Here is a 22190-nt window from a genome sequence, read left to right as displayed (position 1 = left end):
TTGCCTCACTTAATCTTCGATGCGGATGCCGGGCACCGCGGGTAAACGTTGGTCGAGCAGCTGATACAAAGCGCTCTCAGTTGGCCAGTTGCGCAGTAACCGCGCCCGATCCTTGGCATAGGCACGGACGAAGCTTGCATCGCTTCGATGCTGCTGCACAGCGTCCAGATCGATCAGCGTCCAGCGGCCCTGCTCCCAAAACAGGTTGTGCCCTTTCAGGTCGCCATGGCTGATGCGTTCGCGGATCAAGGTTTGAAATAACTGAACCAAGGCCGATAGCTGCGCCTCGGGCGGCGCGCTGTCCAGGTAAGGCTCGAAACAGCCGATTATATCTTCTCCGGTGAGCAATTCGGTAACCAGCCATGCGCGGCCTCTCAGCCACAGCCAGCGCTGCTCCTTGACCGCCAGTAGGCGCGGCGTAGCGATGCCCAGGAATGTCAGGCGATTGCCCTCGACCCAGCTGTGCCAGGCGCGACTGGGACGCCAGAAGCGCTTGAGCCAATGAACCGGGCTTTTGATGTTGTAGCGTTTGACGATCAGTGGTCGGCCGTTCGTGTCCTCTACTCGGGCAACGGTGGCAGTGCCGCCGTCCTTGTACAACCTTCCGGAGTCAATGACAGCGTCCGGATCGGCGAGCAGCGTTTCAAGCGGCTCCATTTCTTCCCGACGTACCACCTCGGCGCCGAACGCACCGACCGTTGCGCAGAAAAGGCTGCAATCTCTACCAACCTTTTTAAGGAAATCAGCCATTCGCCAAATGCGTACCTTACGGATGCCCTTTTGCAAGGCTTCCATCGGCAGCGAGTGAACACTGTTGACGAGCAGGTAGTGAACTAGCAGCTCTTCAATGTAGGGGTCCAGCGAGGCAGGCAGCTGAGCAAAGAACACACCCAGATTCGCTAGAGCCTGGGGCCGGTCGAGTGGCCGACCTGGTTGCTGCGCCCTGACACCGCCTCCGTCGATTACATGTAGCACACCGGCCTGCACCAGCAGGTTGTCCAGATGCAGATCGTCTTGCCAGAGTCCCCGCATGTGCATGTGAGCAATCAGCTCCAGTGCATTGCCGAGTATCGCCTGTTGAGCGTCAGTCAGCGGGGGGTCACCCTCGACCGCCTGCCAGCGGCTCCAAAGGCTTTGTGCTTCGTTCAGAAAGTCAAACAGCAGCCAACCACCGTCACCCGCCCGCCAGCCCTCCGATAGCAACTCTGGTGTGGGTAGTCCCTGCTCGGCTAGCAGCGCAGCGCCTTCACGCTCCCGGAGATAGTGCCGATGCGCATTGCTGCCGACCGTGAGTTTAGCCAGGACCGTTCGCCCATTCCATTGAGCGCGCCCGACATAGCGCTGACCCGGCAAAACGCGCAACCAGTGCTCCACAACCAGCTCCCCTAGCTCGTCAGTGCGTAGGGTCAGCGGCAATGCAGGCGCTCGCCCACCACGGGCCAACTCGGCGAGCGTCATGTACGCATCTCTTTTTCACGACGGCGGCTATTCAACCGGAGAGCCCAGTTATTAAACTCACTGTCGTCACGGACATAAGCTGCCAGCAGCTTGTCGATATCACCTTGCGACCAGCATGACGCTCGCCGCAACAAAGGCTCCAGGTCCTTGACCCTATCCCGCCGCCCGAGCAGTAATGGCCGCGTCTTTTCCAGATCGATCAAACAGGCACGCCAGCCCTTTGGCTGCTGCTTTAAAAAGATATGTTTGGGATAGAAACAGCCATGCATCTGGCCCGCCCTATGCAATTGGTTAGCCAGCTCACCGGTGGCCCGAAGAATCGCTGCGCGCTGCAGGCCATCGAGCTCATGCCATTGCGCCAGATAGCTTTCCAGATCATCCCAGTCATCGAGCGCTCGCGTCATCAGCACTGCTCGCTGTTCGCTACCCACCCGTCGCCGTCCGAAGAACGTGGCTTCAAGCGTTGGAATGCCAAGTTTGTGATAGCGCCGGATATTGCGAAACTCACGGGCGAAGGTCGGCTCACCGAAGGGGCGCGCCAAGCTCCGAGTCTGATGGTTGCTCTGACGTTTAAGGTAGAAAGACGCCTCGCCCAGATCCAGCCGGAACACACTGCTCCATCCGCCCCGCTCCACGTTGGGCTCGTCAACCGACTGCAACTGCAGCGCCCATAGCGCATCGAAGTTGGCTAGGCCCCTGCTCACGAGTAGGGATCGGTCAGCCTCCGCGATAAAGTCGCTCATTCACGCCCCTGGAAGTAATTCAAGATCTGCCGGATGCGCCCTTTGTCTGCGCGCGTCAGACGATCGCGCTGCGCATATTGCAAGTAGAAGCGCAGGCGCTGGCTGCGGGTCAGCTGATATTTGGCGACTTTGTCCAGGCAGGCGAGATCCTTGATGATCCTCCGCTGCAGAAACGGCCCCCACCAGAATGCGCCGGTGGGACAGTCGATCAGGTACAGATTGCGATGTGGGTCGACCAGTAGGTTGCGCCACTTCAGATCGTTGTGCGCAAACCGACGCATATGCATCGTGCGGGTCGCATCTGCCAACTGCCGCCCCACATGAGTGACCCAGCCGCCATCCTTCAGCCGGTGGTCTTGCGTGGCTGCAAGCAGGGCCAGATCTTCCGTCTGCTCCAGCTCACGCGTGATCAGTGCGCCGCGCTGATAGGTACCGAGCAGGCGTTCATGGCCGTACGCAACGATAGGTGCGGTCGGAATGCCCCAGCGTTGAAATAACTTCAGGTTCTGCCATTCGGCCTTGACTCGTGGCCGCCCCACATATCGACGCAGGCCTTTGCCAGCCCCGGTATAGCGTTTGACGTAGTAGCGCACGCCGTCACGCTCGATACGAATGACCTCGGACAGAGGGTCTTGCGTCAGACGCTCGCCCGACAATTCGAACACTGCGGCAAGACTGCCAAAGTCCGCCGAAAGGCTGCTGTAAGCTGGATCCAGCACCCAGCCGGCCATCAGATCGCATCTCCGTAACGTTCCTTGCGCGCCAGAAGCCTGGCCGCTTTTCGTTGCAATCTCGCCAGCAATTGCGCTTCCTCCCGCAGGATCTCGCGCAACGGTCGCTGAAAATACGTCTGAAGAAAACGCAACGTGTCGCGTTGGGTCAGGCCAACGCCTAATGCAGAAAAGTACAACCCAGCTAGATCCTTGTCGCGCCAGCGTCGAGGCGTTTCGCTGCGTACCTGGGCGCGGTGCAAATCGATTATCGACAGTTTGAAATCGTTAGCCCGCACAGGCTTGTCGGTATGCAGCAGGAAATGACAGATGTAGCAGTCTCGATGGTTCACTCCGGCGCGATGCATGGTGCCTGTCATCCGCGCCACCTCAGCAATCAGTGCTCGCTTGAGTTCAGGTTCAGGCGGATTCTGTAGCCAGTCCGCACTGTAGTCCTCAAGGCTGATCGTGGGGGCCAGCTCTTCAGTGATGATGAACGAGTGCTGTGAGGCGGGATTGCTGCCACGCTCACCATAGGCCACGGCAGTCATTGTCGGCACACCGACTGTTTGCAGGCGCTGTATCGCACGCCATTCCTGTCCTGCTCCGAGCACCGGAAGCTTAGCGGTGCTGAGGTTTTTGATGATCTCGCCCCAGCCAATCCCTCGATGAATCTTGACGAAGTAGCCACGACCGTCGACCTCGGTGCGCAGCGTTCTCCGGCCTTCCAACTCTCGGTAAACCTGGCCCTGCAACTGCTCGACGGCCTCGAACGGGTCACGGCCTGCCCACAGCGTCTTGAACGGCTCAGCAAGGATCAGCTTCATGGGCGCTCCGCCAGGATCACGTCGGCGGCCCGTTCGGGCATGCTGTAGAGATCGGCGCGGTCCGCAAAGGCCAATGCGTTCTGCGCCCAACGGCTACGCTGCGCATCGCTTACGAGCATTTCGGCCAGCAACGCATTGAGTTGGCCTTGGTCGAACGGGCTGGCGACGACCCGCCCACAGTCAGCATCGGCAATATAGTGGGCATAACCGCAGACGTCGGTGACCAGTACAGGCAGCCCCGCGACCAACGCTTCTAACAGTACGGTCCCGGTGTTTTCGTTGTATGCAGGATGAATCAACAGGTCTGCTCCGAGGAGAAAACGCGGGATATCGCTGCGGCCCTTGAGAAATTCTACTTGGCCAGTAATACCCAGCGTTTTGGCCTGTAGTCGAAAGGGCTTCGGATCGTCCTGGCCAATAACGAACAGCCGTGCCCGCTTTCTCAACTCGCGGGGCAGCGAGGCCAGCGCCCTGAGGGTCCGGTCGACGCCCTTGGTCTTGAAGCCGGAGCCGATCTGCACCAGCAGCAATTCGTCTCGGCCCAGTTCGAACTCGTCACGAAATGATTGGCGGATCTCGTCAGCATTAACAGGCGCGCGGCGATCCGGCGAGATACCAGGCGGCAGCAGATGAAAGCGCTCAGACGGCGTCGCGTAATGCTTGACGAAGAGCGGCTGCTGCACCTCGGAGATCATGAGGATTTCGGTCTTGGATTCCGGCTCGAACACCGCGCGCTCGTACTCTGCGAAGTGCTTGTAGCGGCCCCAGCGGCGGTATACCGGATTTCGCAGGGTCTGTGCCTTATCTTCGAAGCATGGGTCCGCGGCGTAGTAAACATCGAGCCCCGGCATTTTATTGAATCCGACCACCCGGTCCACCGGCCGCTTCGACAGGTCCGCTTCCACCCAGGCGGTAAAGCGCTCGTTGCGGGTGTGATTGAAAATCGCCTTCACTGGCGCAATGAGCACCTCGAAACCGTCGGGCGCCTCGCCCTCCCATATCATCGCGTAGACTCGAATGGCATGGCCGCGCCGCTGGCATTCCAGGGCGATGCGCATGAAGTCTCGCTGTAGCCCGCCGAAAGGAAAGTACTTGTAAAGCACAAAGGCCAGCTGCATCAGGTTGTCTCCGACGACCGCAACAGGGCCTTGAGTTCACTGGCGACACGCTCGGGTGGGAGTTCGTCGAAGCAGGGTTTATGACGATCACCTTTGCCAGCGTTTGGCCCAGGCGCGCACAGATGGATTTGCGAACGCCCGTAGGCACCGACGCGGCCGGGCAAAGTAGGGCCATAAAGCGAAATGCTCGGGACGTCCAACGCCGCAGCCAGGTGACCAAGCCCGGTGTCCACCGCCACACAGGCACGGGCGCCGGCGATAACCTTGGCGACGCCACCCAGATTCAGCTTCGGCAACACCGAAGCCCCAGACAGCCCCGTGGCGATTCGCTCTGCGCGAGCCTTCTCTTCTGCATTGCCCCAGGGCAACCGGATCGCCCAACCAAACTCGTTCATCAGCACGGCCAGCTCACGCCAATAGTTTTCCGGCCAATGCTTGCTCGGCCAGGTCGTACCGTGGAGAAACAATAGATAGGGCTGTTCGCCTTGCGTGGCCAGCTGTGTTCGGTCCAGGCCGTAATCTGCAACCGTTTCGGGAGCCGGATAGCCAAGCGATTGAGCGAACAGCTGGCGTACCCGCTCCAGCGCATGCTGTTCGCGGGACACAGCGTAACGGCGACTATAAAAACGCGACGCTAGGGGCTCACGGGCCGAGTCCCGATCCAGGCCTGCAACAGGCGCTTGTACGTAACGAGTCAACCAGGCGCTTTTCAACAAGCCCTGCGCGTCGATCACCAAGTCGTAACGAGCCTCTTGCAGGCGCGCCTTGAAGCGCCGCCATTCGCCGGAAAAAAAGGTATCAAAAGGGTGCTTGCGCCAACGACGAATGGCCACTGGTATCACCTGGGCAACGGCCGGATGCCAGGCGGGGATTTCGGCGAAGCCCTCCTCCACCACCCAATCGAACTGGATAGTGGGGATTAAGCGGCGCGCATCGGTCAACGCGGGAAGCGTGTGCACCACATCACCCAACGAGGAGGTTTTGACCAGCAGGACCCGCACTTAGCGCACCTCGACCGGCTGTGGAACCAGACGATCCAGTGCCTCGATAACGAGGCGGGGTTTCAGTTCGCGCATGCAGTTGTTGTGTCCGAAACGGCAGGTGCGCTCGAAGCAGGGACTGCAGTCGAGTCCCAGACGCACGACCTCGACCTGATCGGACAACGGTGGCGTAAATGCCGGTGACGTCGATCCATAGACGGAAACCAGGGAACGCCCTAGCGCAGCCGCCACATGCATCAGCCCCGAATCGTTTGAGACGACCGCCTCGGCACAGGAAAGCAGATCAATGGCCTCGGCCAGACTGGTCTCACCGGCAAGATTCAGCGCCTCTTCGCGTAGTCCGGGAATCAGCCGCTGCAGGATATCCTGACCCACGGCGTGATCGTTCTTCGAGCCGAACAGCCAGACCTGCCAGCCTTCCCGGATCTTCACTTCCGCGACCTTGGCAAAATGCTCGGCCGGCCAGCGCTTGGACTCGCCGAATTCGGCACCGGGACAGAGCGCCAGCACCGGTCGATCCAGCGTGAGCCCGAAACGCGCCAATGCGGCGTCGCGGGTTTGCTCGTCAATGCGCAGCGAGGGTTTCGGGTACGGCTTGGGCAACTCGGCGCCCGGCTCGTAGGCAAGCGCCATGAATCGCTCGATCATCAACGGATAGCGCTGTTTATCCAGCTTGCGCATGTCGTTGAGCAGACCGAAGCGCATCTCGCCGCGCCAACCAGTACGCTTGGGGATGCCAGCAAAGAAAGGAACCAGTGCCGACTTCAGCGAGTTAGGCAGCAGGATCGCCTGTTGATACTGACCGCGCAGGCTTTGCGCAATGCTGCGCCGGGTCGCCATATCCAATACACCATGGCCCACGGGAAAGCTCAGCGCCTGGCGCACCTCAGGCATCCGCTCAAGAATCGGGCGACTCCACTCCGGCGCGAGCACGTCGATCTGGCAATCTGGATGGCGTTGTTTCAGACAGACGAACAGCGTCTGCGCCATCACCATGTCGCCGACCCAGCTGGGACCCACAATCAGAATATTCATAAAGGCAGCTTCAGGCTTCGGGCCTCATGCCGCAAGCGCGAGCTGCCTGAGCGGCTCGAGTTGCGGCAGCGACCCTGCGCTTACTTGACCAGCGTACGCCACTCGGGGTGCGCTTCGGTCTTGCCGGACACCAGATCGAAGTAGGCTTTCTGCACACGCTCGGTGACCGGACCACGGCGACCGATACCAATGTTGCGGCCATCCACTTCACGGATCGGCGTAACTTCGGCAGCGGTTCCGGTAAAGAAGGCTTCATCAGCGATGTAGACCTCGTCGCGGGTGATGCGCTTTTCAACCACCTTGATACCCAGCTCTTCGGCCAGGGTCAGGACGGTTCCGCGGGTAATGCCGTTAAGGCAAGCGGTGACTTCCGGGGTGTAGATCACGCCATCCTTGATAATGAAGATGTTCTCACCCGAACCCTCGGCGACATAGCCTTCCGGATCCAGCATCAGCGCTTCGTCGGCACCGCCGGAGATCGCCTCCTGCAAGGCCAGCATGGAATTGATGTAGGCACCGTTGGACTTGGCGCGGGTCATGCTGATATTGACGTGATGGCGGGTGAAAGAACTGGTGCGCACCTTGATGCCCTTTTCCAGTGCCTCGTCGCCCATGTAGGCCCCCCAGTGCCAGGCAGCGACGATCACATGCACTTTCAGACCGCTGGCGCGCAGACCCATGCCTTCAGATCCGTAGAAAACCATCGGGCGGATGTAGGCACTTTCCAGATTGTTTTCACGAACAGCGGCGCGGGTCGCCTCGTTAATTTCTTCTTTCGAGTACGGCATCTTCATGTTCATGATGTGTGCCGAATCGAAGAGGCGATCAGTGTGCGCCTGCAGGCGGAAGATCGCAGTACCGGCAGGAGTATCGTAGGCACGCACCCCTTCAAATACACCCATACCGTAATGCAGGGTGTGAGTCAGCACATGGGTGGTCGCGTCGCGCCACTGCACCATCTCACCGTCATACCAGATCACGCCATCACGATCGGCCATCGACATTGTTGCCACCTCGGAATTCGATAAATGCTGTTAGCAGACGAGCTCAGCTGAGCCCCAGCTCGCGCCATATGCGCATCACCGCGCGACGCTCGTCATGAAATTGGTCCCCACTCACCACGCCAGGCAGTTTCTGCAGTGATTGCCGGTGGGCCGCGGCACGGTATGCCTTGTAGGCATCCTGCAGCAACCGAACCTCATCGCCGGTCATCAACCCGGCCTGCTCTAACCCGTCAAGAATGCGGATATTATCGGTATAGCGCAGCAGTTGCGGATGCTGGTGCGACCACGCCAAAGCCGCGTATTGCACCATAAATTCGATATCGACGATACCACCGGCATCCTGCTTGAGATTGAACTCGCTATCGGCCAAGAACGCCTTTTCACCCATACCGGCCTGAGTGGTGCGGGTACCAAGGTTGTCGCGCATCTTGGCGCGCATCTCACTGACCTCGCCGCGCAACTGCTTCAGGTCACGAGGGCGCCCGAGCACCGACGCGCGAACCTGCTCGAAATCGGCACCCAACTGAGGGCAGCCCACCAACACCCGAGCGCGGACCAGTGCCTGATGCTCCCAGGTCCAGGCCTCCTCGCTCTGATAGCGGCTGAAAGCACTCAACGAGCTGACCAGCAGGCCGGAAGCGCCCGATGGACGCAGGCGCATGTCAACCTCATAGAGCTGACCGGATGTGGTCTGAGTGGTTAGCAGATGGATGATGCGCTGCCCCAGACGGGTGAAGAACTGAGCACCGTCGATCGGCTTGGCGCCGTCGGTTTCAGCGTTCGGATCGCCGTCATGGATAAAGACCAGATCAAGGTCTGAACCGTGACCAAACTCGAGACCGCCAACCTTGCCGTAGCCGAGAATGATGAAGGCTGGATCGCAAAGCGAGCCGTCCACGCGCCGGGGTTGACCGTGCCGCGCGACGGTATGCCGCCAGGCCAGGGCAAGTACCTGCTCGAGAATGGCCTCGGCCAGCCAGGTCAGATAATCGCTGACTTTCATAAGCGGCAGCGTTCCCGCGATCTCCGAAGCCGCAACACGCAGGCGGTGCGCTAGCTTGAAATGGCGCAGCGCCTCCATTTGCTGTTCCAGATCGTCTTCCGGAATGCGTGCCAGCCGCTCGCACAGCTCGGCCGCAAGCTCTGGCGCAAGCGGCGGACTGAACAAGCGCCCGGCATTGAGCAGCTCATCGAGCAACAGAGGGAAGCGTGCGATCTGCTCAGCAATCCAGGGGCTGCCTGCACAGAGTTCCAGCAGCCGCTGCAACGCGCCCGGGTTTTCCGTCAGCAGAACCAGATAGGCCGAGCGCCGCGCAACCGCTTCAACGAGCGGCAGCACACGCTCCAGCACCAGATCCGGATCATCCTGCTCCACCGCCTGCGCCAGCAGCCGCGGAATAAACGCATCCAGGCGCTCGCGACCGAGCCGTTGCATGGTGCGCACCTGGTTGCCACCCCGTAGCGCGGCGAGGCGCTGGCAGGCGACCTGCCCGTCGCGGAAACCAGCATCGCTCAACTGGCGGCAGGCGAATTCCTCGTCCCAGTCCTGCTCCCAGAGCGGCAGCCACTCACCGCCCACCATCGTTTCGCCTTCGGCATTTTCATCTTCATCCGGATCGGCGATGACCTGGCGGAAGTGCCAGTCGACTCGGCCGCGCCAATACAAGAGCTGCTGATGAAAGGCTTCCCAATCGGTGAATCCCATGCTGAAAGCAACCCGATCGCAATCGATGGGGTTGTCCGGCAGCATTTGCGTCTGACGGTCATCGATCGCCTGCAACGCATGCTCGGTGTAGCGCAAGAATTGGTAAGCCTCGCGCAACTCATCGACAGCCGCCTCGGGCAGGTAGCCCTGCCCGGCCAGCGTCGCAAGAACCTTCAGCAGGGGGCGCTGCTGCAAACTCAGGTCCCGCCCGCCATGAATCAGCTGGAACGCCTGGGCGATGAATTCCACCTCGCGAATGCCGCCAGACCCCAGCTTGATATTGGCGGCCATTCCCTTGCGCCGGACCTCCTGCTGGATCAGTTGCTTCATGGTGCGCAGCGCCTCGATAGCCGAAAAATCGAGGTAACGGCGATAAACGAAGGGCCTAAGCATTTCCAGCAACTCTTTTCCGGCTGTCTGGCTACCCCCTACGACGCGCGCCTTGATCATGGCGTAGCGCTCCCAGTCGCGGCCCTGATCCTGGTAGTACTGCTCCAAGGCATTAAAGCTCAGCACCAGGGAGCCGGACGAGCCGTAGGGACGCAGGCGCATGTCGACACGGAAGACGAACCCATCCACCGTCGGCGCGTCGAGCGCTTTGATCAGCCGCTGACCCAGGCGGACGAAGAACTCCTGATTATCCAGAGACCGCCTGGCCCCAACGGTTTCTCCACCTTCCGGATAGCCGAAAATCAGGTCAATGTCCGAGGAGAGATTCAACTCTCGCGCACCAAGCTTGCCCATGCCCAGAATGACCATCTGTTGCGCTTCGCCGCTGCGCCGACCGGTCGGAACGCCGAACTGCTCACAGTGGCGTTCATAAAGCCATTGGTAGGCAAGATCGATGCAAGCGTCGGCCATGTCGGACAAGTCGCCACAGGTCTCGGCGAGATCAGCCTGACGAGTCAGGTCGCGCCAGATGATGCGTACTTGCTGCCGATTGCGAAACCGCCGCAGTCGCCTGGCCAAGCTGTCATCGTCAGCGCAGTCGCTCAGCAGCTCGGCGAGCGCCGCGCGCATTTCACCGCTCTGGAAGGATCGCTCGAGCAGCCCGGCTTCCGCCAACTGCAGCAGCATGTCCGGATCTCGGCTAACCTGTTCGCTGACAAAGTCGCTGGCCGCACAGACCCGGCGTAATGATTCGCGGCGCTCCGAGGACCAAGCGGCATAGGCCTGCTCAGCCTGTGCCGATGAGTCGCGTGCCGCTCCGAGGAACGTCTCCTCGGCACGAGTGACCAAAGATTGGAGCGACGGTGGCAACGCAACCAGCGATGGCTGACTCATAAAGTTCCTTAGCGCAGAATGGCTTCAAGGACAGCGGGACCGCCCGGTATAGAGCGCTGGGCGCCAGAGTTAACTCATCAGGCCGACCCGCCGAAATGTAGTTTTACTACCAACAGATATGACAGGGGGCTGATTTAGAGACCGTTTTGTAGTAAAACTACAGAGCCCGGCTCTACCCCCGGCATTACATCCAAGAACATATACGCACCGGCCCACAAAGCCGGCCGCGAAGCAGGCAACCGATTCTGGAAGCCTTTCCGCCCTGGAGCAAGCCATGCAAGATCTCGATCCCGTCGAAACCCAGGAATGGCTGGACGCCCTCGAGTCCGTTATCGACCGCGAAGGCGAAGACCGCGCCCATTATTTAATGACCCGGATGGGGGAGCTGGCCACCCGTAGCGGCACGCCGCTGCCCTACGGCATCACCACACCGTACCGTAATACCATCCCGGTTACCCGCGAAGCCAAGATGCCCGGCGACCTGTTCATGGAGCGCCGAATCCGCTCACTGGTTCGCTGGAACGCGCTTGCTATGGTGATGCGAGCAAACCTGAAAGACCCGGACCTGGGTGGGCACATTTCCACCTTTGCCTCGAGCGCCACGCTCTACGACATCGGCTTCAACTATTTCTTCCAGGCGCCAACCGAGGAGCATGGCGGCGACCTGATCTACTACCAGGGCCACGCCTCCCCCGGCATCTATGCCCGCGCCTTCCTTGAGGGCCGCCTGAGCGAAGACCAGATGCTCAACTTCCGCCAGGAAGTCGACGGCCAAGGTCTGTCGAGCTACCCGCACCCGCACCTGATGCCCGACTTCTGGCAATTCCCGACCGTTTCCATGGGCCTTGGCCCGATTACGGCGATCTACCAGGCGCGCTTCATGAAGTACCTGGAGAACCGAGGCTTCATTCCGAAGGGCAAGCAGCGCGTCTGGTGCTTCATCGGCGACGGTGAGTGTGACGAGCCGGAAACCCTCGGCGCTATCTCCCTGGCCGGCCGCGAGAACCTCGATAACCTGGTGTTCGTCATCAACTGCAACCTGCAGCGGTTGGACGGCCCGGTCCGCGGTAACAGCAAGATCATCCAGGAATTGGAAGGTGTGTTCAAAGGCGCCAACTGGAACGTCAACAAGGTCGTCTGGGGCCGCCTGTGGGATCCGCTGTTCGCCGCCGACGAAGACGGGCGCATGCAACGCCGCATGGACCAGGCCATCGACGGGGAATACCAGAACTACAAAGCCAAAGACGGCGCCTATGTACGCAAGCATTTCTTTGGCGCCGATCCGGAGTTGCTCAAGCGCGTCGAGAGCATGTCCGACGAAGAAGTCTGGAAGCTCAACCGAGGCGGCCACGATCCGTACAAGGTCTATGCGGCTTACCACCAGGCCGTTAACCATAAGGGCCAGCCGACCGTCATTCTGGCCAAGACCATCAAGGGCTACGGCACGGGTGCTGGCGAGGCGAAGAACATTGCCCACAACACCAAGAAAGTCGATATCGACAGCCTGAAGAAATTCCGCGACCGCTTCGATATCCCAGTCAACGACTCGCAGCTCGAAGAGCTGCCGTTCTACCGTCCGGCCGAAGACAGCGCGGAGATGAAGTACCTGCGCAAGTGCAGGGAAAAACTCGGCGGTTCACTGCCGCAGCGTCGCGCCAAGAGTTTCAGCATCCCGACACCGCCGTTGGAGACCCTTAAAGCCGTTCTCGACGGCTCTGGTGACCGCGAAATCTCCACCACCATGGCATTCGGACGGATACTGTCGCAGCTGGTCAAGGACAAGGATCTCGGCAAGCGCATCGTTCCGATCCTTGCTGACGAGGCGCGCACCTTCGGTATGGAAGGTATGTTCCGCCAGCTAGGCATCTATTCCCCCGTGGGGCAGCTGTACGAGCCGGTCGACCGCGATCAGGTGATGTACTACCGCGAAGAAAAGGACGGCCAGATCCTGCAGGAAGGCCTCAACGAGGCCGGCGCGTTCTCCTCGTTCATCGCGGCGGGCACTGCGTACAGCAACTACAACCAGCCGATGCTGCCGGTCTACATCTTCTATTCGATGTTTGGCTTCCAGCGCATCGGCGACCTGGCCTGGGCCGCCGGCGATGCCCAGACCCGCGGCTTCCTCTTGGGCGGCACCTCCGGGCGCACCACGCTCAACGGCGAAGGCCTGCAGCACGAGGACGGTCACAGCCATATCCTGGCCAGCACCATCCCCAACTGCCGCAGCTATGACCCCACCTACGGCTACGAGCTGGCGGTGATCATGCATCACGGCATGCACGAGATGGTGGAGCAGCAGAAGAGCGTCTACTACTACATCACCGTCATGAACGAGAACTATCAGCAGCCGGCCATGCCGCAGGGTGTCGAGGACGGCATCATTAAGGGCATGTACCTGCTCGAAGAAGCCAAGGGCGACTTCAAGCATCGCGTGCAATTGCTGGGCTCGGGCACCATCCTGCGTGAAGTCCGCGCCGCGGTGGACATCCTTGCCAAGATGGGCGTCGGTGCTGACGTCTGGAGCGTCACCAGCTTCAACGAACTGCGCCGCGATGGCCTGGCCGTCGATCACTGGAACCGTCTGCATCCGACCGAAGAGCGCCGCAAGAGCTATGTCGAGCAGTGCCTGGAAGGCCGTGAAGGCCCCGTGGTGGCCTCGACCGACTACATGAAGCTGTTTGCCGACCAGATTCGTCAGTGGGTTCCATCCCGCGAATACCAAGTACTGGGTACCGACGGCTTCGGCCGCAGTGACTCGCGCGCCAAGTTGCGTGACTTCTTCGAAGTCGACCGTCGCTGGGTGGCGGTCGCCGCGTTGCAGGCCCTCGCCGATCGCGGCGCCATCGAGCGTACTGTCGTAGCAAACGCCATCACCGAGTTCGGTATCGACCCCGAGAAGCACAATCCTCTGGATTGCTGATGCTGCGTGCGCACAGGAGAACCTATTGTGAGTGAAACCATACGCGTACCCGACATCGGCAGCGGTGAGGGTGAAGTAATCGAATTGTTCGTCAAGGTCGGTGACCGCATCGAAGCCGACCAGAGCATACTGACGCTGGAGTCCGACAAGGCCAGCATGGAAATACCAGCGCCCAAGGCAGGCGTCGTGAAAGCATTGAAGGTCAAGCTTGGCGACCGCCTGAAAGAAGGTGACGAGCTGCTGGAGCTGGAAACTGAAGAAACAAGCGAGGCGCCAGCGCAAGCGGCCGCCGAGCCTGCCGGTGCGAGCAGTGGCGGCCCGGCCGACGAGACCGAGGAGCCGACACCTCCGGGCGATGAGAACCCGTCAGCGTCCGCCGAGGAAGGCGAATCGCAGGAAATCAAGGTTCCGGACATCGGCTCGTCCGGCAAGGCCAGCATCATCGAGATATCGGTTAAAGCAGGCGACACCATTGCCGCCGAGCAGGCACTGATCACCTTGGAATCCGACAAGGCCAGTATGGAGATTCCCTCCCCCGCCGCCGGCGTGGTCGAGAGCATTTCCGTCAAGGTAGGCGACGAAGTCGGCACGGGCGATCTGATCCTGATCCTCAAAGGCGCAGCAGCGAAGCCGGCAGCGGCCAGCAGCGCGACGCAAGGCCAGCCAAAGGAAAAGCTCACCGAGCAAGCCGCCGAAGCCCCTGCGCAAGCGGCTGGCGAATCCGTGGAAGAGATCCGTATTCCAGACATCGGATCCAGCGGCGGCGCCAACGTAATCGAAGTCATGGTCAAGGCCGGCGACAACGTCCAAGCCGATCAGTCGCTCATTACGCTGGAGTCGGACAAGGCCAGCATGGAGATTCCGGCACCGAAAGCCGGTGTCGTGGAGTCTGTGTCGATCAAGGTCGGTGACGAGGCCAAGACAGGCGATCTCATCCTGACGCTGAAGGTCGCGGGTGCAGCCCCGGCGAAGAAAGCCGAGGCTAAGCCAGAGGAAGCTGCGCCGCAGCAACAGACCGTAGCGCCTAACAAGCAGGGTGTGCCGGAAGCCAAGGCTGCTGCTGCGCCTGCGCCAGTGGTAGCGGGCCCAAGCAACGCTGGCGCCAAGGTGCACGCAGGCCCCGCGGTTCGCATGACCGCCCGCGAATTTGGTGTAGAGCTGGCAGACGTCAAGGGAACGGGCCCCAAGGGCCGGATCCTCAAGGAAGACGTCCAGGCTTACGTCAAGGACATGATGAACAAGGCCAAGCAAGCGCCGGCAGCCGGCGCCGCGAGTGGTTCAGGTATTCCGCCTGTGCCTGAGGTCGACTTCAGCAAGTTTGGCGAAATCGAAGAAGTACCGATGACGCGCCTGATGCAGGTCGGCGCCGCCAACCTGCATCGTAGCTGGCTCAACGTGCCACACGTGACCCAGTTCGAGTCGTCGGATATCACCGAACTGGAAGCCTTCCGCGTTTCGCAAAAAGCGGTGGCCGAAAAGGCTGGCGTCAAGCTGACCGTACTGCCCCTTCTGCTCAAGGCCTGTGCGCACCTGCTCAAGGAGCTGCCAGAGTTCAATGCCTCGCTTGCACCGAGCGGCAAGGCCGTCATCCGCAAGAAGTACGTGCATATCGGTTTTGCCGTGGATACACCGGATGGTCTGCTGGTTCCGGTGATCAAGAACGTCGATCAGAAGAGTCTGTTGCAGCTGGCAGCTGAGGCAGCGGAGCTCGCCGAGAAGGCGCGCACCAAGAAGCTGTCGCCGGATGCCATGCAGGGTGCATGCTTCACGATCTCTAGCCTCGGACACATCGGCGGTACCGGCTTCACGCCGATTGTGAATGCGCCAGAGGTGGCAATTCTGGGCGTTTCAAAGGCAACTATGCAGCCGGTATGGGACGGAAAGGCCTTCCAGCCTCGCCTGATGTTGCCGCTATCGCTGTCCTACGACCATCGTGTTATCAACGGCGCTGCAGCCGCACGCTTTACCAAGCGCCTGTCAGAACTGTTGGCCGATATCCGGACGATGCTGCTGTAATTGCAGGCACACACAAAAAACCCGCCTTTTGGCGGGTTTTTTTATGTTTGCTCACAACGGAGCCTCATCAGCCCTTTTGCAGGTTGCGAAAGAGAAAAGAAAGGGCTTTCGCCAATTCCTCTGCGCCCTTCGGGTCGCGAAGGATCGTCAACCATGGCTCATCGGCCTCGGAGTTTTTGAACACGCACACCAAGCCCTGAGGCGGGCAGCGATAGTTGATATAGGGATCCATACCAAATACCGAAAAGCCCGTGTTACGCACCGCGACGTTGCCGGACGCATCTCGACGCTCTTCACGGATGCGCAACTCACCAGGCGCACCCACGCTAACGCGGTACTCCAGATCCTCCGGGTTCGCCTGGCCAACCTGATACGCAGCACGCAACCCGTAACTTTTTAGCAGGGCATTACTGTGCGCAAGCAGGGCTTTTCGTTCATCCGAGGTAAGATAAAGCGTTTTGAGCTCGCTCAGATACCGGGCTGGTTCATCCGAACCCAAGGTATTGGACTCAGCGGCTCGCAGCTGCCCGCTAGCAAGCAGGAAAAGCGCGATCAACAGTATCTTTGCTAGTCGACTTGTCAGTCCCTGTTGCATGATGCACCCTTGCGTCAATTAATATTATTTAGCCATCGCCAAGCAGCAGAAAGCGTCTAAACTGCGGCTAGCGAAGCGACTCTTGCAGCATACTGGAAGCAAACCGCTCGATGAAAATACATCCCGATGCCGCCACCCGTTTGGCGACCGAGGTTGTGACGCAGTTGCCAGTGCCTTCCAGGCTGGGCATGCTGCGTTTCGAGCGCTTGAATGAATCCAGCTGGGCTTTGCTGTTTCTGGACCCCGCCTGTGAGCGCTATCTGGGGCTACCTGCCCAAGACCTCTGTTCTCTAATCGATTCTCCGTATGCGAGTCTCATGGAGCCGCAGGTTCGGTTGCGACTCCACGATGTCGTACAAAGCCAACTGGCCACGCAAGGCCACTACTCTATCCGCTACTGCCTGCATACGTGCAGCGGGCCGATGGAGATACTCGAAATGGGGGAACTCTGCCAACAGTATGGTCGAGAAGTGGTCCGAGGCTACCTTATCGTTGAGTCAAATTCGACCAGAGCCACGCCGACCCTGGAGTCCCAGAACGCCGAACTCTGGTCGTCGCTGGAATATCAACAGCGAGCCCAGGACGACCATCTCGAGCATCTGATCCGCTCTCGTGCCCAGCAGAGCCTGATCGTGCGCCTTGCCCGGCACCGATACAGCGCAGCAGACCCACAGCTTGAAGCAGCCCAACTGATTACTCAGGCTGCCAGCGAAGCCTACGGAATCGCTCGCGCCTCGATATGGCACTTGAAGGGCCATCACCTGGAGCCTATCGCGGCCTACCGACGAGATAAAGGAAGCCAGGAATACCCTTCGTCACAGGACATGTCGGCGTGCCCTCGCTACTTGGAGGCGCTGCACAAGGGGCGCGTGATTGACGTACCAATCGTGGCCGAAGACGCACGCACACAAGAGCTGATGCAAGTACATTTTATCCCCCGGGATATCACGTCCATTCTTGACGCAACGATCCGCGTCGGAGGCGAGGTGTACGGCGTGCTCCGCCTGGAGCATTCAGGCAGCATCAGACGCTGGCATACCGATGAGATAGCCTTTGCCGGGGAACTGGCGGACCAGTACGCGCAGGTGCTGGCCAACCAACAGCGCGTTAACGCGACCCTCACACTGCACCTCTTTCAACGCGCCGTCGAACAAAGCGCCAGTGCGTTCATCCTGGTCGACCGAGACGGCATCGTCGAGTATGTGAACCCGAGCTTCACCTCCATTACTCAGTTTTCCGCAGACGAGGTTCGGGGTCGCCGTCTCGCCGACCTGACCGCTTTTGAAAACCTCAGCGAATTGCTGTTCGACAGCTCGTCAGCCTTGTCCCAGAGCAATAGCTGGCAGGGCGAGTTTCGCAGCAGACGCAAGAACCTGGAGCCATACTGGGGGCAGCTGTCGATCTCGAAAGTGTACGGCGAGCATAACGAGCTCACGCATTACATCGGCATTTACGAAGACATCACACACACCAAACTAGCGCAGCAGCACATTGAACGTCTGGCCTATACCGACAACCTGACCAGCCTCGGCAACCGGCCATTTTTCATTCGCAGCATCGAAGATCGCTTCGCCAGTCATGAAAACCCGAAGCTGTGCCTGTTGTTGGTAGACATCGATAACTTCAAGCGCATCAATGACAGCCTCGGTCATCAGACCGGCGATAAGCTGCTCGCAAGCCTCGCACGACGATTACGCAACAGCCTCAGCCGCGAAAGCGTTCTCGCGCGCTTCGCCAGCAATGAATTCGCGCTTCTCCTCGATGACATGGAGCTGGAAGAAGGCGTGCATCTGGCACACCAGGTTCTGCGTATTCTGGACAAGCCGCTGTTTGTCGACAAACAGCTGATCAGCATCAGCGCTTCCCTAGGCCTGGCCTGCTCGCCTTTGCATGGTAACGATCCCGAAACGCTGATGAAGCACGCAGGGCAAGCGCTGCACAAAGCCAAGGCCAACGGTAAGAACCAGGTACAGGTGTTTACCGAAGCCCTGCATGCCGAGGCCAACTACAAGCTGTTCGTGGAAAACAACTTGCGGCGGGCATTGGCACAGAACGAGCTGGAGGTGTTCTACCAACCCAAGCTGTGCCTGCGCAGCGGACGCCTGCAGGGACTGGAAGCGCTACTGCGCTGGAATCACCCCGAGAAAGGCATGATTCGCCCTGACCAGTTCATTGGCGTCGCCGAAGAGACCGGGCTGATCATCCCCATCGGCAAATGGGTGGCACGAGAGGCCTGCCGCATGGGACTGCAGCTCGCAGCGCTGGGTATCGGTACACCACAGATCGCAATCAACCTGTCGCCCAAGCAATTTTCGGATCCGGACCTGGTCGGTTCGATAGCGAATATTCTCTCTGAAGAGCGTCTCTGGCCAGGCAGCCTGGAGCTGGAGCTCACAGAAAGCCTGCTGCTAGAGGCAACCGAGGAAACCCGGCAGCAATTGATAGGCCTGAAAGCGCTCGGTGTAACCCTGGCGATGGATGACTTCGGCACCGGCTACTCGTCGCTGAGCTATTTGAAAAAATTCCCCATCGACGTGATCAAGATCGACCGAAGCTTTATCAAGGACATCCCGGGCAACCAGGATGATATCGAGATCACCTCTGCCGTCATCGCTATGGCTCGCAACCTTAATCTCAAGGTCGTTGCCGAAGGCATCGAGACCACCGAGCAGCTGGCCTTTCTGCGCCATCAGCACTGTGATATCGGCCAGGGTTATCTATTCGACAAACCGATACCAGGCAGCGAGCTGCTCGCCTCCCTGCGGCGTTATCCGCATTGGCTTTGAGCCATTCGTCAGCCTGAGGTCGAATCGAATGCGCGTTGGTTTTGTCCGCTTGGTAGCCTAGGCTGTGCTCATGCCACCCGCTTCGAGGATAACCATGACCCTGCGCTCGCAAATCCTTATCCACAAACAGGCGTTGCCTGATGCCCAGCAAGCATTACCGGGACGCGCTACAGCTGTCCCCGTGCCGGCAGCTCACTATGTCAATGGCAACCCTCTACAACCGCCGTTCCCAGCCCACCTGGAGCAAGCCGTCTTTGCCATGGGCTGTTTCTGGGGAGCCGAGCGACGCTTCTGGGAGCAGCCTGGCGTATGGTCCACCGCTGTCATCTATGCGGGAGGGCACACTCCGAACCCCACCTACGAGGAAGTCTGCTCCGGTCTCACCGGGCACACCGAAGCCGTACTGGTGGTATTTGACCCACAACAGGTTTCCTACGAAACACTGCTCAAGCTGTTCTGGGAAGCCCACAACCCAACCCAGGGCATGCGCCAAGGCAACGACATTGGCACGCAATATCGTTCCGCAATCTACTGTTTCGACGTCGCTCAACTAGAAGCGGCCCGGGCCAGCGAGGCACGCTTTCAGGCGGAACTGAACAAGCATGGGCTCGGCGGCATCACCACGGAGATCACCGAGCTGCCGGCCTTCTACTACGCCGAGGCTTACCATCAGCAGTATCTGGCGAAAAATCCGGGTGGATATTGTGGACTGGGAGGCACAGGCGTTTGCATGCCAGCCTGACCAGGCTGCGTCAAATCACCTGACTCATTTGGCCGTATCTCATCTGCGAACCTCGCCTGGATTGCAATTCGCAAGCACTCATCGACGGCACTTTCTTGCTGCAAAAGAAAACCCCGCCGAAGCGGGGCCTTTGCAGACTGAATCCTGACATCCGTGACTTGCGCCTTCCTGGCGTCGTTCCACTACGCGTCCGTCTTTTGATCTGATGCGCTTCCCTACGCGGCGTCCATGGTGGCAAAGACTACTGATCGGCCTGAGAAACCTGTAGTAGCAGTTTGCACCACGGCTTGTAAGCAATGACTTACGCGCGACCCCATCTCGAGATCAACATGTAAGCTATTGACTACAAACGATGCAGAACTATGACTGGAGTCATGGCACATTGTTCCCAAAAGTGGCGAATTAATTTCATTATGCCGCCACGGGTTAAGCCATCAGAACTGCGCGGCGTTAAGCAAGTAAAGCGAATCGCTGCCAGCCCGAACTGAAGCACTCAACGAATGAATGCGTGGCAGCAACCGCGCAAAGTAGAAACGAGCCGTGCCAAGCTTACTGGCATAGAAATCGTCCTGCTCGACCTTGGCTAGCGCCGCTTCAGCCATTCGCGCCCACATGTAGGCGTACGCGGTGTAGCCGAAGACATGCAGATACTCTACCGACGCAGCGCCGATTTCGTTGGGGTTGTTCTTCGCTGCATCCAGGACGAATGCTGTCAGCTCATCGAGATTTTCAAGCGCCGCTTTCAGCGGCGTCACAAACTCGCCGAGCTCACTGTCTGCGGTCGCACAATATCCGCGGATCTCATTGGCAAAGGCGTTATAGAGCTCACCGCCACTGCCGACGACCTTGCGCCCCAGCAGATCCAGCGCCTGGATGCCATTGGTGCCCTCATAGATCTGGGTAATTCGGCAATCACGAACCAGCTGCTCCTGGCCCCACTCACGGATGAATCCATGGCCGCCAAACACCTGCTGCCCATGAACGGTCGTTTCCAGGCCCATGTCAGTGAGGAACGCTTTAGCGACGGGTGTCAGCAACGCAACCTGCGCTTCTGCACGCTGACGTGAATCGGCGTCATCGCTGAACTTAGCGATATCCAGCTGCAGCGCAACATAGCTGGAGAAGGCACGTCCACCTTCGTTCAACGCCTTCATGGTCAGCAACATGCGGCGCACGTCCGGATGCACGATGATCGGGTCGGCGGCCTTGTCTTGCGCGACCGGGCCAGTCGGTGCGCGGCTCTGGATACGCTCCCGAGCGTATTCGATGGCGCTCTGGTAGGAGCGCTCGCCGGTGGCAAGTCCCTGAATGCCTACCCCCAGCCGCTCGTAGTTCATCATGGTGAACATCGCGGCCAGCCCCTTGTTCGGCTCGCCAACCATCCAACCGGTAGCACCGTCGAAGTTCATGACGCAGGTGGCTGAGGCCTGGATGCCCATTTTATGTTCGATCGAGCCGCAGCTCAGGCTGTTGCGTGCGCCCAGGCTGCCGTCGTCATTGACCATCACCTTGGGTACGAGGAACAACGAAATACCCCGCGACCCTGCTGGCGCATCGGGCAGCTTGGCCAATACGAGATGAATGATGTTCTCGGTGAGGTCGTGCTCGCCGCCAGTGATAAAGATTTTGGTGCCGCTGACCTTGTAGGAGCCATCAGCCTGCGGCTCGGCCTTGGTGCGGATGATGCCAAGATCGGTGCCTGCGTGCGGTTCGGTCAGGCACATCGAGCCGGACCAGATACCCGCATACATATTTGGCAGGTACTTCTGTTTCAACGCTTCGCTGGCATGAGCATAGATCGACAAGCAGGCGCCGGAGGTCAACATCGGATACAGACCGAAGGCCAGGCTGGCGGAGTTCATCATCTCCTCGACCTGGGCCGAGATCGCCTTGGGCATGCCCATGCCGCCGTAGGCCGGGTCGCCCCCTACGCCAACCCAACCGCCTTCGGCATACAGACGATAAGCTTCGGGGTAGCCCGCGGGTGTGCTGACGGCGCCATCGGTCCAGCGACAGCCTTCTTCATCACCGCTGCGATTGAGCGGTGCGATCGAGTTGGCGGTGATCTTGCCAGCCTCCTCGAGAATGGCTTCGGCGGTTTCCGCATCGACGACTTCCGCCAGCGCTGGCATCGTCTGCCAGAGCTTCGGGGCATCGAAGACTTCATTCAGGACGAAACGCATATCGCGCAGGGGTGCTTTGTAGTCAGCCATGAAATGGACCTCGCAAACGTATCACCCGGCCGA

Annotated in this window: 15 protein-coding genes; 4 read left to right on the top strand and 11 right to left on the bottom strand. The window is 59.7% G+C overall.

The features are described from left to right. Nucleotides 1-9: 9 nt before the first annotated feature. From JQR87_RS02505 to glnE, 9 genes are all read right to left on the bottom strand, one after another. Nucleotides 10-1458, bottom strand: a complete 1449-nt coding sequence (locus tag JQR87_RS02505) for a lipopolysaccharide kinase InaA family protein (RefSeq protein ID WP_407292907.1) — start codon at nt 1456-1458, stop codon at nt 10-12. Next, nucleotides 1455-2201 (bottom strand): lipopolysaccharide kinase InaA family protein, encoded by a 747-nt coding sequence (locus JQR87_RS02500; protein WP_407292909.1) that lies wholly within the window; start codon nt 2199-2201, stop codon nt 1455-1457. The genes JQR87_RS02505 and JQR87_RS02500 overlap by 4 nt, the downstream gene beginning before the upstream one ends. Then, nucleotides 2198-2932, bottom strand: coding sequence for a lipopolysaccharide kinase InaA family protein (locus JQR87_RS02495; RefSeq protein ID WP_407292911.1), 735 nt, complete (start codon nt 2930-2932; stop codon nt 2198-2200). Before JQR87_RS02495 ends, JQR87_RS02500 begins: the two co-directional genes overlap by 4 nt. Further along, nucleotides 2932-3738, bottom strand: coding sequence for a lipopolysaccharide core heptose(I) kinase RfaP (gene rfaP / locus JQR87_RS02490; RefSeq protein ID WP_407292913.1), 807 nt, complete (start codon nt 3736-3738; stop codon nt 2932-2934). Before rfaP ends, JQR87_RS02495 begins: the two co-directional genes overlap by 1 nt. Further along, the gene (locus JQR87_RS02485) at nt 3735-4856 is read right to left on the bottom strand and encodes a glycosyltransferase family 4 protein (protein ID WP_407292915.1); all 1122 of its coding nucleotides are present in this window, start codon (nt 4854-4856) and stop codon (nt 3735-3737) included. The genes rfaP and JQR87_RS02485 overlap by 4 nt, the downstream gene beginning before the upstream one ends. Continuing rightward, complete coding sequence (gene waaC / locus JQR87_RS02480) at nt 4856-5857, bottom strand: lipopolysaccharide heptosyltransferase I (protein WP_407292917.1); 1002 nt, start codon at nt 5855-5857, stop codon at nt 4856-4858. The genes JQR87_RS02485 and waaC overlap by 1 nt, the downstream gene beginning before the upstream one ends. Then, the gene (gene waaF, locus JQR87_RS02475) at nt 5858-6892 is read right to left on the bottom strand and encodes a lipopolysaccharide heptosyltransferase II (protein WP_407292918.1); all 1035 of its coding nucleotides are present in this window, start codon (nt 6890-6892) and stop codon (nt 5858-5860) included. It abuts the gene before it with no gap. An 80-nt stretch (nt 6893-6972) separates the two neighbouring features. After that, entirely contained in the window at nt 6973-7896 is a 924-nt protein-coding gene (gene ilvE / locus JQR87_RS02470) for a branched-chain-amino-acid transaminase (RefSeq protein WP_407292920.1), read from the bottom strand. 43 nt (nt 7897-7939) lie between these two features. Continuing rightward, nucleotides 7940-10885 (bottom strand): bifunctional [glutamate--ammonia ligase]-adenylyl-L-tyrosine phosphorylase/[glutamate--ammonia-ligase] adenylyltransferase, encoded by a 2946-nt coding sequence (gene glnE / locus JQR87_RS02465; protein ID WP_407292922.1) that lies wholly within the window; start codon nt 10883-10885, stop codon nt 7940-7942. A 274-nt stretch (nt 10886-11159) separates the two neighbouring features. Between glnE and aceE the strand changes: the two genes are divergently transcribed. Beyond that, nucleotides 11160-13805 carry a pyruvate dehydrogenase (acetyl-transferring), homodimeric type gene (gene aceE / locus JQR87_RS02460; protein ID WP_407292924.1) on the top strand — a complete coding sequence of 882 codons (2646 nt, stop codon included), beginning with the start codon at nt 11160-11162 and terminating at the stop codon, nt 13803-13805. 27 nt (nt 13806-13832) lie between these two features. Then, complete coding sequence (aceF, locus tag JQR87_RS02455) at nt 13833-15821, top strand: dihydrolipoyllysine-residue acetyltransferase (protein ID WP_407292926.1); 1989 nt, start codon at nt 13833-13835, stop codon at nt 15819-15821. Nucleotides 15822-15888: 67 nt separating this feature from the next. On the opposite strand, the gene JQR87_RS02450 is transcribed toward aceF, so the two are convergent. Beyond that, nucleotides 15889-16377: a hypothetical protein gene (locus JQR87_RS02450; RefSeq protein WP_407292927.1), complete on the bottom strand. Its 489-nt coding sequence runs from the start codon at nt 16375-16377 to the stop codon at nt 15889-15891. A gap of 149 nt (nt 16378-16526) precedes the next feature. Between JQR87_RS02450 and JQR87_RS02445 the strand changes: the two genes are divergently transcribed. Then, the gene (locus JQR87_RS02445) at nt 16527-19202 is read left to right on the top strand and encodes a sensor domain-containing protein (RefSeq protein WP_407292929.1); all 2676 of its coding nucleotides are present in this window, start codon (nt 16527-16529) and stop codon (nt 19200-19202) included. 94 nt (nt 19203-19296) lie between these two features. Further along, nucleotides 19297-19944, top strand: coding sequence for a peptide-methionine (S)-S-oxide reductase MsrA (gene msrA, locus JQR87_RS02440; protein ID WP_407292931.1), 648 nt, complete (start codon nt 19297-19299; stop codon nt 19942-19944). Between the two features lie 434 nt (nt 19945-20378). Here msrA and JQR87_RS02435 read toward each other — a convergent pair whose 3' ends face one another. Next, nucleotides 20379-22157: an acyl-CoA dehydrogenase C-terminal domain-containing protein gene (locus JQR87_RS02435; RefSeq protein WP_407292932.1), complete on the bottom strand. Its 1779-nt coding sequence runs from the start codon at nt 22155-22157 to the stop codon at nt 20379-20381. Nucleotides 22158-22190: the final 33 nt, after the last annotated feature.

Source organism: Stutzerimonas stutzeri (genome assembly GCF_051028275.1).
Taxonomy (GTDB): domain Bacteria; phylum Pseudomonadota; class Gammaproteobacteria; order Pseudomonadales; family Pseudomonadaceae; genus Stutzerimonas; species Stutzerimonas stutzeri_AS.
The sequence above is the reverse complement of the archived record's forward strand: the minus strand, read 5'-3'. Positions and strand labels throughout refer to the sequence as shown.